At 67.9% G+C, this 12076-nt stretch carries 16 protein-coding genes; 11 read left to right on the plus strand and 5 right to left on the minus strand.

Translation table 11 applies throughout. The features are described from left to right. Positions 1-39 precede the first annotated feature (39 nt). Positions 40-273: a hypothetical protein gene (locus tag ACFQQC_RS15990; protein WP_376863515.1), complete on the minus strand. Its 234-nt coding sequence runs from the start codon at positions 271-273 to the stop codon at positions 40-42. Between the two features lie 60 nt (positions 274-333). After that, the gene (locus ACFQQC_RS15995) at positions 334-489 is read right to left on the minus strand and encodes a hypothetical protein (RefSeq protein WP_376863516.1); all 156 of its coding nucleotides are present in this window, start codon (positions 487-489) and stop codon (positions 334-336) included. A 138-nt stretch (positions 490-627) separates the two neighbouring features. On the opposite strand from ACFQQC_RS15995, the gene ACFQQC_RS16000 reads away from it, so the two are divergent. The 5 genes from ACFQQC_RS16000 to ACFQQC_RS16020 all read left to right on the plus strand — a co-directional run bounded on the left by ACFQQC_RS16000 (position 628) and on the right by ACFQQC_RS16020 (position 7296). Next, positions 628-1200: a GXWXG domain-containing protein gene (locus tag ACFQQC_RS16000; RefSeq protein ID WP_376863517.1), complete on the plus strand. Its 573-nt coding sequence runs from the start codon at positions 628-630 to the stop codon at positions 1198-1200. Positions 1201-1292: 92 nt separating this feature from the next. After that, on the plus strand, positions 1293-4724 hold the full coding sequence (locus ACFQQC_RS16005; RefSeq protein ID WP_376863518.1) for a response regulator: 3432 nt from the start codon (positions 1293-1295) through the stop codon (positions 4722-4724). A gap of 3 nt (positions 4725-4727) precedes the next feature. Next, on the plus strand, positions 4728-5552 hold the full coding sequence (locus ACFQQC_RS16010; protein WP_376863519.1) for a CheR family methyltransferase: 825 nt from the start codon (positions 4728-4730) through the stop codon (positions 5550-5552). Further along, on the plus strand, positions 5549-6148 hold the full coding sequence (locus ACFQQC_RS16015; protein ID WP_376863521.1) for a chemotaxis protein CheB: 600 nt from the start codon (positions 5549-5551) through the stop codon (positions 6146-6148). Before ACFQQC_RS16010 ends, ACFQQC_RS16015 begins: the two co-directional genes overlap by 4 nt. After that, positions 6145-7296: an ATP-binding protein gene (locus ACFQQC_RS16020; RefSeq protein ID WP_376863522.1), complete on the plus strand. Its 1152-nt coding sequence runs from the start codon at positions 6145-6147 to the stop codon at positions 7294-7296. Before ACFQQC_RS16015 ends, ACFQQC_RS16020 begins: the two co-directional genes overlap by 4 nt. 92 nt (positions 7297-7388) lie before the next feature. Here the strand turns inward: ACFQQC_RS16020 and ACFQQC_RS16025 are convergent, their stop codons facing one another. Continuing rightward, positions 7389-7571 carry a hypothetical protein gene (locus ACFQQC_RS16025; RefSeq protein ID WP_376863523.1) on the minus strand — a complete coding sequence of 61 codons (183 nt, stop codon included), beginning with the start codon at positions 7569-7571 and terminating at the stop codon, positions 7389-7391. A gap of 151 nt (positions 7572-7722) precedes the next feature. Further along, the gene (locus ACFQQC_RS16030; RefSeq protein ID WP_376863524.1) at positions 7723-8349 is read right to left on the minus strand and encodes an HAD hydrolase-like protein; all 627 of its coding nucleotides are present in this window, start codon (positions 8347-8349) and stop codon (positions 7723-7725) included. Positions 8350-8787: 438 nt separating this feature from the next. Here ACFQQC_RS16030 and ACFQQC_RS16035 point away from each other — a divergent pair, with 438 nt between their 5' ends. Beyond that, positions 8788-8979: a hypothetical protein gene (locus tag ACFQQC_RS16035; RefSeq protein ID WP_376863525.1), complete on the plus strand. Its 192-nt coding sequence runs from the start codon at positions 8788-8790 to the stop codon at positions 8977-8979. A 292-nt stretch (positions 8980-9271) separates the two neighbouring features. Here the strand turns inward: ACFQQC_RS16035 and ACFQQC_RS16040 are convergent, their stop codons facing one another. Continuing rightward, positions 9272-9775: a ferritin-like domain-containing protein gene (locus ACFQQC_RS16040; protein ID WP_376863526.1), complete on the minus strand. Its 504-nt coding sequence runs from the start codon at positions 9773-9775 to the stop codon at positions 9272-9274. 143 nt (positions 9776-9918) lie between these two features. Here ACFQQC_RS16040 and ACFQQC_RS16045 point away from each other — a divergent pair, with 143 nt between their 5' ends. The 5 genes from ACFQQC_RS16045 (at position 9919) to ACFQQC_RS16065 (ending at position 12049) form a co-directional block, all read left to right on the plus strand. Further along, on the plus strand, positions 9919-10620 hold the full coding sequence (locus ACFQQC_RS16045) for a Crp/Fnr family transcriptional regulator (RefSeq protein WP_376863527.1): 702 nt from the start codon (positions 9919-9921) through the stop codon (positions 10618-10620). Between the two features lie 23 nt (positions 10621-10643). Then, positions 10644-10877: a DUF6894 family protein gene (locus ACFQQC_RS16050; protein ID WP_376863528.1), complete on the plus strand. Its 234-nt coding sequence runs from the start codon at positions 10644-10646 to the stop codon at positions 10875-10877. A gap of 48 nt (positions 10878-10925) precedes the next feature. Beyond that, entirely contained in the window at positions 10926-11108 is a 183-nt protein-coding gene (locus tag ACFQQC_RS16055; protein WP_376863529.1) for a hypothetical protein, read from the plus strand. Continuing rightward, on the plus strand, positions 11105-11716 hold the full coding sequence (locus ACFQQC_RS16060; RefSeq protein WP_376863530.1) for a peptidase S14: 612 nt from the start codon (positions 11105-11107) through the stop codon (positions 11714-11716). Before ACFQQC_RS16055 ends, ACFQQC_RS16060 begins: the two co-directional genes overlap by 4 nt. 102 nt (positions 11717-11818) lie before the next feature. Further along, the gene (locus ACFQQC_RS16065) at positions 11819-12049 is read left to right on the plus strand and encodes a hypothetical protein (RefSeq protein ID WP_376863531.1); all 231 of its coding nucleotides are present in this window, start codon (positions 11819-11821) and stop codon (positions 12047-12049) included. The last annotated feature ends 27 nt before the right edge of the window (positions 12050-12076 follow it).

Here is a 12076-nt window from a genome sequence, read left to right on the forward strand (position 1 = left end):
ACGGCGTGTCTCGCCGGTGTTCCGGCCGCGCCGTCTGGATCAATGCGCCAAGGCTTGACGGGGGCCGTCGACGTTGTGTTGCGACTGCACCCTCGCCTGCTTGCACAGGTCGTTCAGCTGCCGGGTCAGCGACGTGCCCTCGAGCTGGTTGACGTCGGCCATGGTGTAGCCTTCGCGCTCCATCGCACGGGCGATCTCGCTGCGGCTGCGGCAGGCGCCCGCCCTGGCGATCTCGAAGGCGCGTTCGACGGGGTGCAGGTTCATCCGGCTCATGCGAGACGAACGCCGCGACCGGTCCGCCGTTCCCGGCCGGGTTTCGATCGGCGCGGTCGCTCAACTGGCGTCAGGGTCGATCCCGTTGACCGAGGTGTTTTCCTCGATGATCCGGTCGACGTCGGACGGCTCATTGTCCTTCCGCGGCTCGGTTGTGTCCGGCCATGCGGTGTCGTCATCAGTCGGGGTCGGATCGGGTGAATTGGCGTCGGTCATGGTCATCTCCGTAATACGGGACCAACCGAACGCGCCCGAGCCGGTTCCCTTCACCGAAGGACGCCCGTCCGGTGGCCTGCCCTGAACCCCGCGGTCTTCTTCGGCGGATCGATCCATCGACCGCGACGTTCGACGCCCATGGTCACCGACGCCCCTGACGCCCGGATCGCCGCCTGGCGGCGCGACGGGCTCCCGCCCCTGGACGCCGAGGCGCTCTTCGACCGCCTGCCCCCGGTCATGCCGCAGGATCTCCTGGGCGCCTGGAAGGGCGAGGCCCTCCCCACCCGCCATCCGTTCGACGACGTGCTCGGCCCTCTCGGCTGGTGGGGCAAGCGGTTCCACGATGTTGATCGCGTCGATCCGCTGCTCTTCGAACGCCGGGGTGTCCTGCACGCGGTGGATCCGGGTCTTTTGCCGTCCGCCCTGGCCCTGCATCCGCCGGCGTTCGCCCGGCGACCGGCGGTCCGGAGGCTCGTCCAGGCCATCCTGCCCCTGCTGGCGACCAGATCCCCGCGGGCGCGCCTGCGGTCCGTGGACCGGGGCGGCCTATCCTCGGCGGCGATGATCTACGACGACCTCCCTGTGATCGACCATTTCCGGTCCGTTGACGCGATGCGGGTCCTGGGCCTGATGGACTACCGGGACATGCCCGCCCCCTTCTTCTTCCTGTTGACCCGCGCGAACGACACGTCGTCCCGCCCCGGCGCCTGAGGCGGCGCCTCGACGGCGCGACACAATCAGACCTTGCTTAATCGCCCCCGGAAGCTACGCAGGTCCCCTCCTCAACCACACGATGAGTCCGCATGTTCTCGAGCAAGACCCGCAGCCTTGTCCGCCCGTCACGCCTAGAGCTCTGGACCGCGGCGGGCCTCGCGGCTGTCCTGCTCTTCTTCGTCGTCAGCGGCTTCATCGCCTACGCCAATGTCTCCGACCTGCGGACCACGAACCAGCGGGTCATCCAGACCCATACGGTGATGGTGACCGCCGACGAACTGCTCAGCGCCGTCCAGGATGCGGAGACCGGCCAGCGCGGCTACGTCCTCACCGGCGACGCCCGCTATCTCGCCCCCTATGAACGGGCCCAGCCCCTCGTCACGGACCGCTTCGAGACCCTGGTTTCACTGACCGCCGACAATCCGCGTCAACGCAGCGCCATCAATCCCCTCAAGCGCCATCTCGATTCCAAGATGGGCGAACTGGCCCGCATCGTCGCGGTGCGCCGCGCCGAGGGCCTCGACGCCGCGCGCGCCATCATCCTGACCGATCAGGGCAAGACGGACATGGACGCCATCCGCGACCAGATCGCGGCCATCCGCGCGGAAGTCCTGCGCCAGCGCCAGCAATGGCTGGTCGACATGGAGACCGCCTACCGCACCGCCCTGGTCAGCGGCCTCCTTTCCGCCCTGTTCGGCGGCGTCCTGACGATCGCGGTCTTCCTGCTGATCCGCCGCAGCGCACGGGCCCGCACACGCGAGGACTGGCTGCAGACCGGCAAGGTGGGCCTGACCGAGGCCATGGGCGGCGACCTCACCATCGAAGAGCTGTCCGCCGCCGTCCTCGCCTGGCTGTCCCGCTATGTCGGCGCCCAGGCCGCAGCCCTGTTCAAGGGCGAGGCCGGTCATTTCCGACGCGCCGCCCTGCTCGGCGCGCCAACAGGCGCGCGCATCCCCACCGAGTTCCGCCTGCGCGAAGGCCTGCTCGGCCAGGTCGCCGCCGACGGTCGCCCGACCCTGCTGCATGACGTGCCGGAGGACTTCCTGACCATTGGCTCGGCCCTGGGCGAAGGCGCGCCCCGCCACCTGGTCATCGCCCCGACGCGCGCGGAAGGCGTGGTCAACGGCGTCATCGAACTGGGCTTCCTGCACGAGCCCGACGCGCTGGTGCTGCAACTGCTGACCGAGGCGGAGGACGCCATCGGCGTGGCCCTGCGCTCCGCCCGCTACCGGTCGGACCTGCAGAACGCGCTGGAGGAGACCCAGCGCCAGGCCGAAGAGCTTCAGGTCCAGAGCGAGGAGTTGCGCGTTTCCAACGAGGAGCTGGAGGAACAGAGCCGCGCCCTGAAGGAGTCCCAGGCCCGGCTGGAACAGCAGCAGGTCGAGCTGGAGCAGACCAACAGCCAGCTGGAGGAACAGGCCCAGACCCTGGAGACCCAGAAGGACGACCTGGAACGCGCCAGCGCCGAACTCAATGCCCGCGCCGACCAGCTCGAGCAGGCCAGCCAGTACAAGTCGGACTTCCTGGCCAATATGTCCCACGAGCTGCGCACGCCGCTCAACTCCCTTCTCATTCTCTCGAAGCTGCTGGGCGACAACGCCGACGGCAACCTCAGCGAGGAGCAGGTCCGCTACGCCAACACCATCCAGTCCTCCGGCAACGACCTGCTGACCCTGATCAATGACATCCTCGACCTGTCGAAGATCGAGGCCGGCCACATCCAGGTGCGCCCCGAGGGCGTGTCCCTGCAGCGCGTCGCCACGGACCTGGATCAGCTCTTCCGACCGGTGGCGGAGGAACGCGGCCTCGACCTGGCGATCAGCATCGACGCCGATGTCCCGGACATCCTCGAGACCGACCGGCAGCGGCTGGAGCAGATCCTCAAGAACCTCCTGTCGAACGCCTGCAAATTCACCGAGGCCGGCTCCGTGCGCCTGGCGATCACGGCCGACGGCGACTCGGTCCGATTTGCAGTGGAGGACACCGGCATCGGCATATCGCCGGACCAGCAGGCCGGCGTGTTCGAGGCCTTCCAGCAGGCCGACGGCGGGATCAGCCGGCGCTTCGGCGGCACGGGCCTCGGCCTGTCGATCTCGCGCGAGCTGGCGCGCCTGCTTGGCGGATCAATCGCCCTGCGCAGCGCGCCCGGCGAAGGATCCACCTTCACCCTGAGCCTGCCGCAGACCTATGCGCCCGCGGCCCAGGCGCCGGCTCCCGCGCCGCAGGCCCGCGCCACCCGCACGCCCAAGGCCGCCGGCGCCCCCAAGACGACCGCACGCGCTGCCCCCATGCCGCGCGCCATCGAGGACGACCGCAACGCCCTGACCGGCTCGCGCCGGCTGCTCCTGGTGATCGAGGACGACGACCGGTTCGCCGGTATCGTGCGCGACCTGTCGCGCGAACTGGGCTTCCAGTGCCTGGTCGCCGGGACCGCCGAGGATGCCCTGGTCCTGGCGCGCCGCCATTCGCCCAGCGCCATCGTCCTGGACATTGGCCTGCCGGACCAGTCCGGCCTGACCGTCCTGGACAGCCTCAAGCGCGACGACAAAACCCGCCACATCCCGATCCATATCGTCTCGGCGGAAGACCACAGCCAGACGGCCCTGGCGCTCGGCGCGCGCGGCTACACCCTCAAGCCGGTCAAGCGCGAAGACCTCTCCGAGGTGCTGTCGGGCCTCGAGAAGACCCTTGAGCGCACAGTGCGTCGGGTCCTGGTGGTCGAGGACGATCAGGTCCAGCGCGAGGCGGTCCAGGCCCTGCTCGCCTCCGATCAGGTCGAGACCGTCGGCGTCGGATCCGCCGCCGAATGTCTGGCCGCCCTCGCGGAACAGACCTTCGACTGCATGGTCCTTGACCTGAGCCTGCCGGATGCCTCGGGCACAGGCCTGCTGGAGACCCTCAGCCGGGACCATGAGCACGCCTATCCGCCCGTCATCGTCTATACCGGGCAGGACCTCTCGGCGGAGCTGGAGCAGCAGCTGCGCCGCTATTCCAGCTCCATCATCATCAAGGGCGCCAAGTCGCCGGAGCGGCTGCTGGACGAGGTCTCACTCTTCCTCCACCAGGTCGTCTCGGACCTGCCGCCCGAGCAGCAGAGCATGATCCGCAAGGCCCGCAACCGCGACGCGGTTCTGGAGGGTCGGAGAATTCTCATCGTCGAGGACGATGTGCGCAACGTCTATTCCCTGACGAACGTTCTGGAGCCCAAGGGCGCTTTGGTGGACATCGCGCGCAACGGACAGGAGGCGCTCGACCGGCTCGAGGCGGCCGCATCCGACCCTTCGCAAGAGATCGACCTGGTGCTGATGGACGTGATGATGCCCGTGATGGACGGCCTGACGGCCACGCGCCGGATCCGGGAGGACAGCCGTTTCGGCAAGCTGCCGATCCTCATGCTCACCGCCAAGGCCATGCCGGACGACCAGGAGCGCTGCCTCGCGGCCGGCGCCAACGACTACATGGCCAAGCCGCTGGACGTGGACAAGCTGCTGTCCCTCGTCCGCGTCTGGATGTCTCGCTGAGCCATGCCGGAAAGCCTGGAGGACCTGGAAATCCAGCTGCTGCTGGAAGCGCTCTATCAGCGCTATCATTTCGACTTCCGGCATTACGCCAGGGCGTCGATCAAGCGCCGCCTGACCCAGGCCCGCGACCAGATGGGTTTCGCCAGCTTCTCGGCCATGCAGGCCGCCCTGCTGCACGAGCCCGGCATGCTGTCGCGGATGCTCGGCTATCTGACCGTCCAGGTCAGCGAGATGTTCAGAGATCCGGGCTATTTCCGCGCCCTGCGGGAGAAGGTCATCCCCCACCTGCGCACCTGGCCGTCACTGAAGGTCTGGGTGGCGGGCTGCAGCCATGGCGAGGAAGTCTACTCGCTCGCCATATTGTTCAAGGAGGAGGGCCTGTACGAACGCACCCTCTTCTACGCCACGGACATCAATCCCGAGGCGCTGCGCGCGGCCGAGGCGGGCGTCTACGCCATGGACCGCATCCGGCGTTTCACCGAGAACCACCAGAAGTCCGGCGGGCGCTCCTCGTTGTCGGATTACTACACGGCCGACTACGGACGGGCGGTGTTCGACAAGAGCCTGCGCGAACGGGTGGTCTTCTCCGACCACAGCCTGGTGACCGACGCCGTCTTCGCCGAGATGCAGCTGGTCTCCTGCCGCAATGTGATGATCTATTTCGATCGCGAGCTGCAGGACCGGGCCATCGGCCTCTTCCACGACACCCTGCCCCGCAACGGCTTCCTCGGTCTGGGTTCGCGCGAAAGCCTGCGCTTCTCCAGCCACGCCCGCGCCTTCACCGAATTCGTCGGCGACGAGAAGATCTACCGGAAGCAGGCCGCATGACCGACGCCCCCGCCCCTGCCCCGCCCCCCCACCGGCCCCGCTCGGCCATCGTCATCGGCGCCTCCGCCGGCGCCGTCGAGGCCCTGCTCGCCCTCCTGCCGACCCTGTCCGTGGACAGCCCGCCGATCCTGGTGGCGGTCCATGTCCCGCCCGACCGGGACAATATGCTGGTGCCCCTGCTGCAGGCGCGCTGCGGCCTGCGCATCAAGGAGGCGGAGGACAAGGAGCCGGCCCTGCCGGGTACGGTCTATTTCGCGCCGCCCGACTATCACCTGCTGGTCGAGCAGAGCGGCGACCTGGCCCTGTCCTCCGACGAGGCCGTCCACTACTCCCGCCCGTCCATCGATGTCCTGTTCGAAAGCGCCGCCGACGCCTGGGGCGCCGGCCTGGCCGGTGTGATCCTGACCGGCGCCAATGATGACGGCGCCGCCGGCCTGGCCGCGGTGGCGCGCGCCGGCGGCCTCGCCCTGGTCCAGGACCCGGATCAGGCCGCCGCCCCAGCCATGCCGGAAGCGGCCCTGGCCGCCTGCCCGACCGCGCAGGCCTTCTCGCTCGACGCCCTGACCGCCCGCCTCGCCGACTGGAGCGCCGGATGACCCCTGCCTCGTTCCCCGCCCCGACTCCCGCAGCCGTCCTGATCGTCGACGACCTGGAGGAGAACCTGCTCGCCCTCGAGGCCCTGCTGCGCCGCGAAGGGGTGGAGGTGCTCAAGGCCCTGTCAGGCGACGAGGCGCTGGAGATCCTGCTCAACACCGACGTGGCCCTCGCCCTGCTCGACGTGCAGATGCCGGGGATGGACGGCTTCCAGCTGGCCGAATTCATGCGCGGCAATACCCGCACCCGTCATATCCCGATCATCTTCGTCACCGCGGGCAGCGCGGACCGGCAGCGCCGCTTCCGGGGCTACGAAGCCGGGGCCGTGGACTTCATCCAGAAGCCGATCGAGCCGGATGTCCTGCGCAGCAAGGCCGAGGTCTTCATCGATCTCTACGACTACCGCCGCGAGGTGGTGCGCCAGCGTGACGCGCTGGACGCCCACGCCGCCGCCCTGACCGCTGCGGACCGACGCAAGAACGAGTTTCTGGCTGTTCTGGGGCATGAGCTGCGCAACCCCCTGATGGCGTTGCAGGCGGGGCTCCAGCTGCTGGAGCGCGAAGCCAGGGCCGATGCCGCCATGGTGGTCCGCGCCCGCATGACCACCCAGGTTCATCACCTCTCCCGTCTGATCGAGGACCTGCTGGACGTCACCCGGATTGATCAGGGCAAGATCAACCTGCGGCTCGAGCGGGTGTCGGTCCAGGCCGTGCTGGACTCGGCCGTCGAAACCAGCCGACCCAAGGTGACGGCGGGTCGCCACAGCCTGGAGGTGGAGGGCCCGGCTGAAGCCGCCTGGATCATGGCCGACTTCACCCGCGTCTCCCAGATTCTCAGCAACCTGCTCACCAACGCCGCCAAATACACCCCGCCCGAAGGCGCCCTGCGCCTGGCCACGCGGCTGGAGGCCGACACCGTCGTCTTTGAGGTCTCGGACAACGGGGTCGGTATTCCCCTCGAACTGCAGGCCGGTATCTTCGACCTCTACACCCAGGCCCCCGGACCCGACGGACGCTCGGCCGAGGGGCTCGGCATCGGCCTGGCGCTGGTCCGTCAGTTGGTCCAGCTGCACAAGGGTGACATCACAGTGCGAAGCGACGGCCCGGGACAGGGCAGCACCTTCACGGTCCGGCTGCCCCGGGCGCTTTGATCCCGACCGGCCGCCGGGAGATCATCCTCGCGGCGCGTTCAGGTTTTCGACCGGCGATGGCGTGTCCCGGTTCGCGACCTCTATGCGTGCGGTTATGGACGGTGCACCGTTCCAACCGCCGTCGCGTCTTCGAAGACGTGGGCCTTCAGGGCGTGTGGGCGCAGCGCCAGCACGGCCGCCGCCTCTTCCAACGCGTCCTCACGGGTCTCCGCGCCCAGAGGCTCCCTTCTGGGCGGCTCCAGGATATCGGTCTCCAGGAAAACAAAAAACGCCATCCGGCCCTCCGTTGAATAGCCTGCCGCCCGCCTGGCTTCGCAAGCGGTGGACTGATCTTCGATGCGAACGGTCCTTACGCCTGTCCGTCGGTCCGGACTGTCGGTTTCCGACTCCCGGCAGCTCGTGTTCGTTTTTGGAAAACGCCTGGCCTCACCGCGTCAGGAACTGTCGCAGCTCTTCAGGGGACCGCGCCAGAAAATCCGGTACGGCGGCGGCCAGCGCCTCTGGCGCCCCATAGCCCCACCCCACTGCCGCTGCCGGCAGTCCGGCCTTGTGAGCGGCCTCAATGTCGCGCACCTCGTCCCCCACCACACAGGCCTGATCCGCATCCAGTTCGTAGCGTCCCAGCAGATGGCGGAACCGCGTGGACTTGCCGAACAGGGCCGCGCCACAGCTATAGGCCGAGATCAGGCCAGCCTGCGCGCCCAGAACGGCCCGCACATTGGCCTCGCTGTTGGAGCTCACCACGGCCAGCCGGACGCCCGCGTCCCGCAGGTCCGACATCAGATCGGGCACGCCGGCGAAGAGGCGGATGGAGGCGGCGTCCGCAGCCATCCTCCGCCTCAGGTCGGCAGCGATCGCCGGCAGACGCAGGGGCGAGACCTTAAATTCCTTGAGGATCTGTCGTGACGGCAGCCGTCGAAGCCGTTCCAGCCCCTTGGCGTCCGGCGCGACAAAGCCATGACGCGACGCCAGGTCGGGCAGCTGTGCGCTGAACCAGCCTGCGCTGTCGGCGAGGACGCCATCGAAGTCGAAGAGAGCCAGACGATAAGCCATGTGGCACCGTGTAAGCGATCGCGTCCGCGCCCGCCATCCAGCACACCGGCAGGGTTGCAGTGCGGTCCATCCATCGCCCTGAAGGAACGGTCCCGGGCCGGCCCGACAGGTGCGCCGCCGGATCAACCGGCCCTAACCGCCGATCGCGCGGGGCCGGGTCCAGGAGCCGATTCTGTCGAGGGTGACGGTGACCCTGGAGTGTACGCGCGGGCCAGCGGTCGGTTCGAGAACTGCAAGGCGCCAGGCGAGACCTACCCGGATCCCGGGTTCGGGGAAGCGGCGATCGCCCTGGTGCAGGACGCCTCCGTCGCGCCGGGTCCGCAGGACATCCAATTCGCCCGAACCATCCTCTTCCGCCCCTGAGGCCAGCGTCTCCCGTCTCTGCGCACAGTGCCTGACCTTCAATGACCGCAAGCCGACGGACAGCCGACGCAGTTCATGGCAGTCGGGGGCGTGTACCGCCTGTTCCTGACTGACGCCGACGGCCGACAGGTCACTGACCCCTTGCCTGCGGTCGATCTGGCGGACGCCATCCGGCTCAGCGCCCTAGTCTTCCACAGTGATCCCGGCATCGTCAGGCTGATCCTGTCAGACCTCAGAGGCGACGAGCGCCACACGCTTGATCGCTGAGCGAACAATTTTCGCCGGGGCGGAGCAACCTTCGGCGAGCCCGAAGACTATCGGTCGCCATGTCGCAAACGCCCCTGCTTCAATCCGTTCGTGAAGAAGTCCGCGCCCTCATCGCCGAGGTCGTGACCGAGACGGACGCCGTCCGACGGCTCGCGCTTCTGGCCACGGCAGACCACTGGATCGGCTTCGCCCGACCGGCCGCGCGGGTTTCAGGAGAGCTGCCCCGTGAGCGGCTCGCTTCCGGGTCGTAGGCGGAAGGACGGGGCCGGCCGACGACCGGACCCGTCCCGCATCAGGCGGCGTCAGCGCCCTGCGCGTTCGCATTCGCGACGCTGTCAGCCAGCGCCGTCAGCGCCTCGTCGGTAGCGGACTCTTCCTTCAGGGTCTCGTCCAGCAGGGCGACGGCGCGGTCGAAGCCCAACAGACCCGCCCAGCGCTTCAGGGTGCCATAACGGGTGATTTCGTAATGCTCCACCGCTTGCGCCGCCGAGATGAGGCCGGCGTCGAGGGCGGACGTTCCCTTGTACTCCTCGGCGATCTCATCGCCCTCGGCGAGAATCCCATCGATCGCATCACAGGTTTTGCCGCGAGCGGCCTTGCCGATGATTTCAAAGACCTCCTGCAGGCGCTCGACCTGCCCTTCGGTCTCTTCCCGGTGCTTCTCGAACGCCGCCTTGAGCTCGGGCAATTGAGCCGCCCGCGCCATTTTCGGCAGCGACTTCAGGATTTTCCGTTCCGCATAATAGATGTCGCGGAGCGTGTCGTAGAACAGGTTGTCGAGTGTTTTATCGGCCATTGGGGTCTCCTTCCGCCCCCGAAACCGGAGGCGCGAAAACCCGTTCCTCTGTCGGATTCCGACGCAATCGGCCCCACTAAGTCGGACGCCGGACATACGCCGATGGCCTTCGCGGCTAGGGTCAGCATAGCTACGGAGGGACTGTGCCGGACAACTACTTCCTCGACCGCCTGGCGCCGGGTGATCGTGACGCCCTGATCGGAATCCTGCGCCCCGTCAGTCTGCGGTCGGGCGAGGTGCTGATCGAGCGGGATCGCGTCGTCGATCTGGTCCATTTCCCGGTCACCGCCCAGCTCGCCAACGTCACCCTCACCCCGGACGGCGAGCACCTTGAGACGGCCGTCATCGGCAAGGAGGGACTGTCAGGCCTGGCGCCGGTCATGGCCCGCACGCCGAGCAGCTGGCAGGTGAACTGCACCGTGGGCGGGTCCGCACTTGTCGGTGCGGCCGAAGAGTTGCGCGCTCTCGCGGATCGCCGGCCGGGGGTGCGCCATCGCCTGCTCGTCCTGACGCATTTCTATCAGGCCCAGGCGAACCAGCTGGCGCTCTGCAACATCCTCCATCGGGTGCCGCAGCGGGCTGCGCGCTGGCTGCTGACGACCAGCGACCTGACCGGCGTGTCCAGCTTCGAGATGACCCAGGAGCAGATCGCCGAGGCCCTGGGCGTGCAGCGGACATCAATGGTCGAGGCTTTCGGCGATCTCAAGAAAGGCCGGATCCTTCGCCACACCCGGTCGCGGTTTGAAATCCTGGACCGCCCTGCGCTCATTCGCCGGGCCTGCGGCTGCTACGCACAGCTCCACGACCTGGCCTGCGACCTTCAGATCCTGCCCCGGAACCGGTGAGCGCGGCCCGTGTTTTCGGCGACATGGCCAGATATTTCATCCACTTGCTCGACGGCGACTCGGTCCGTGATGAGGACGGGGAGGACTTCCCCGATCTCGACAGCGCCCGGCGCGCAGCCTTGAGAACCCTGGCCCAGAGCCTCGCCTCCCGGGAGGACCGGTTCTGGATGGACGGCCTGCTGAAGGTCGTGCTGGAGGATGAGCAGGGCCGACAGCACACCGTCCTGGAGGTGCGTGACGTGACCCCGGAGAGCTGACCCCTGAGAGGCCGGAACACTTCGCCCCGACACGGGTTTGCCGCTCCCATGTCTCGCTACGCCATCCTCATTCCGGTCGCCCGCCGTACGTCCGACCAGCGCATCATCCGCTGGTTCGAGTGCGAATTGCACGACGGCGACCAGGTTCTTCGCAATCCCCTGCGTCCGTTCTTCAGCGCCGACGCGGCCCGTACCTGGGCCGAAACCCAGGGCTACGAGATTCAGTCGTGACCACGCCGCCCCTGTCCCAGGCCGAGCCCGAGCCGACCGCCCTGAACGGCCCGCTCGAGCCCAAGGCATTCGACGCTCCGCGCATCCAGCTGGCCGGCGTGGTCGACTATGACATGTACGACCGTTTCCGCGCGCAGCTGGATCAGGCGCCGGCGACAGGCCTCGTGGTGGTGGAGCTCTCGACCCTTGGCGGCGATCCTGAGGTGGCCCGGATGATGGGCGAAGACATCAGGTTCCATTCGGACCTCAACCCCGCCCGACGTTTCGTCTTCCTGGGCAAGGCGGCCATCTACTCCGCCGGGGCCACCTTCATGAGCTTCTTCGCCATCCCCAACCGATATCTCACCCGGGGAACGCGGGTCATGATCCACGAGCGGAAGATGGACAAGATGCTCCACGTGGCCGGACCGCTGACCACCTGCGTCGCCTCTGTGCGGGCGGTCCTGCACGAGCTGGAGCATTCCATCGCCATTCAGAACGAGGGGTTCGAGAACCTCGTCCGTGGATCCGAGATCGACATGGAAGAGGTTCTGCGGCGGGCGCCCGAGAACTGGTACATCGAGGCGCAGGAGGCGAAGGCCAAGGGATTGGTTCAGGACGTCATCTGACGCGGACACAGATCCTTTTGCCGTTCACTCTCCATGTCGAATTCCGACACAGGAACAATCGCTTCCGGTGAGGAGTTGTGCGGCGAAAGAGGGAGCTTCGCCATGACATCCAGCCCGGCAACCGGCGCCCGATCGGGTCAACGCCCCCATGTCGTGGAGCGCGCCCTGGAGCTCGCCCGGACCGGCCTTTATCGCGCGCGATGGGACATTTCCCGAGCGCTGGAGAAGGAAGGCTACACCATCGCCGACGTCAGCCACCTGGACGGTCCGTCGATGTCTAGAACGCTCACCACACTGTGTCGCCAGGCGCGCCGACCCAAGGCGGCGGCATGACCCCCGGGACCCGGTTCGACGCGTCGA

The sequence above is a fragment of the Brevundimonas sp. GCM10030266 genome (assembly GCF_042666595.1).
GTDB lineage: Bacteria > Pseudomonadota > Alphaproteobacteria > Caulobacterales > Caulobacteraceae > Brevundimonas.

What these genes read in the sequence shown, in the direction of transcription:
- ACFQQC_RS15990 (WP_376863515.1), bottom strand. Translation starts at nt 273, where the DNA reads ATGAGCCGGATGAACCTGCACCCCGTCGAACGCGCCTTCGAGATCGCC.
- ACFQQC_RS15995 (WP_376863516.1), bottom strand. Translation starts at nt 489, where the DNA reads ATGACCGACGCCAATTCACCCGATCCGACCCCGACTGATGACGACACC.
- ACFQQC_RS16000 (WP_376863517.1), top strand. Translation starts at nt 628, where the DNA reads ATGGTCACCGACGCCCCTGACGCCCGGATCGCCGCCTGGCGGCGCGAC.
- ACFQQC_RS16005 (WP_376863518.1), top strand. Translation starts at nt 1,293, where the DNA reads ATGTTCTCGAGCAAGACCCGCAGCCTTGTCCGCCCGTCACGCCTAGAG.
- ACFQQC_RS16010 (WP_376863519.1), top strand. Translation starts at nt 4,728, where the DNA reads ATGCCGGAAAGCCTGGAGGACCTGGAAATCCAGCTGCTGCTGGAAGCG.
- ACFQQC_RS16015 (WP_376863521.1), top strand. Translation starts at nt 5,549, where the DNA reads ATGACCGACGCCCCCGCCCCTGCCCCGCCCCCCCACCGGCCCCGCTCG.
- ACFQQC_RS16020 (WP_376863522.1), top strand. Translation starts at nt 6,145, where the DNA reads ATGACCCCTGCCTCGTTCCCCGCCCCGACTCCCGCAGCCGTCCTGATC.
- ACFQQC_RS16025 (WP_376863523.1), bottom strand. Translation starts at nt 7,571, where the DNA reads ATGGCGTTTTTTGTTTTCCTGGAGACCGATATCCTGGAGCCGCCCAGA.
- ACFQQC_RS16030 (WP_376863524.1), bottom strand. Translation starts at nt 8,349, where the DNA reads ATGGCTTATCGTCTGGCTCTCTTCGACTTCGATGGCGTCCTCGCCGAC.
- ACFQQC_RS16035 (WP_376863525.1), top strand. Translation starts at nt 8,788, where the DNA reads ATGGCAGTCGGGGGCGTGTACCGCCTGTTCCTGACTGACGCCGACGGC.
- ACFQQC_RS16040 (WP_376863526.1), bottom strand. Translation starts at nt 9,775, where the DNA reads ATGGCCGATAAAACACTCGACAACCTGTTCTACGACACGCTCCGCGAC.
- ACFQQC_RS16050 (WP_376863528.1), top strand. Translation starts at nt 10,644, where the DNA reads ATGGCCAGATATTTCATCCACTTGCTCGACGGCGACTCGGTCCGTGAT.
- ACFQQC_RS16055 (WP_376863529.1), top strand. Translation starts at nt 10,926, where the DNA reads ATGTCTCGCTACGCCATCCTCATTCCGGTCGCCCGCCGTACGTCCGAC.
- ACFQQC_RS16065 (WP_376863531.1), top strand. Translation starts at nt 11,819, where the DNA reads ATGACATCCAGCCCGGCAACCGGCGCCCGATCGGGTCAACGCCCCCAT.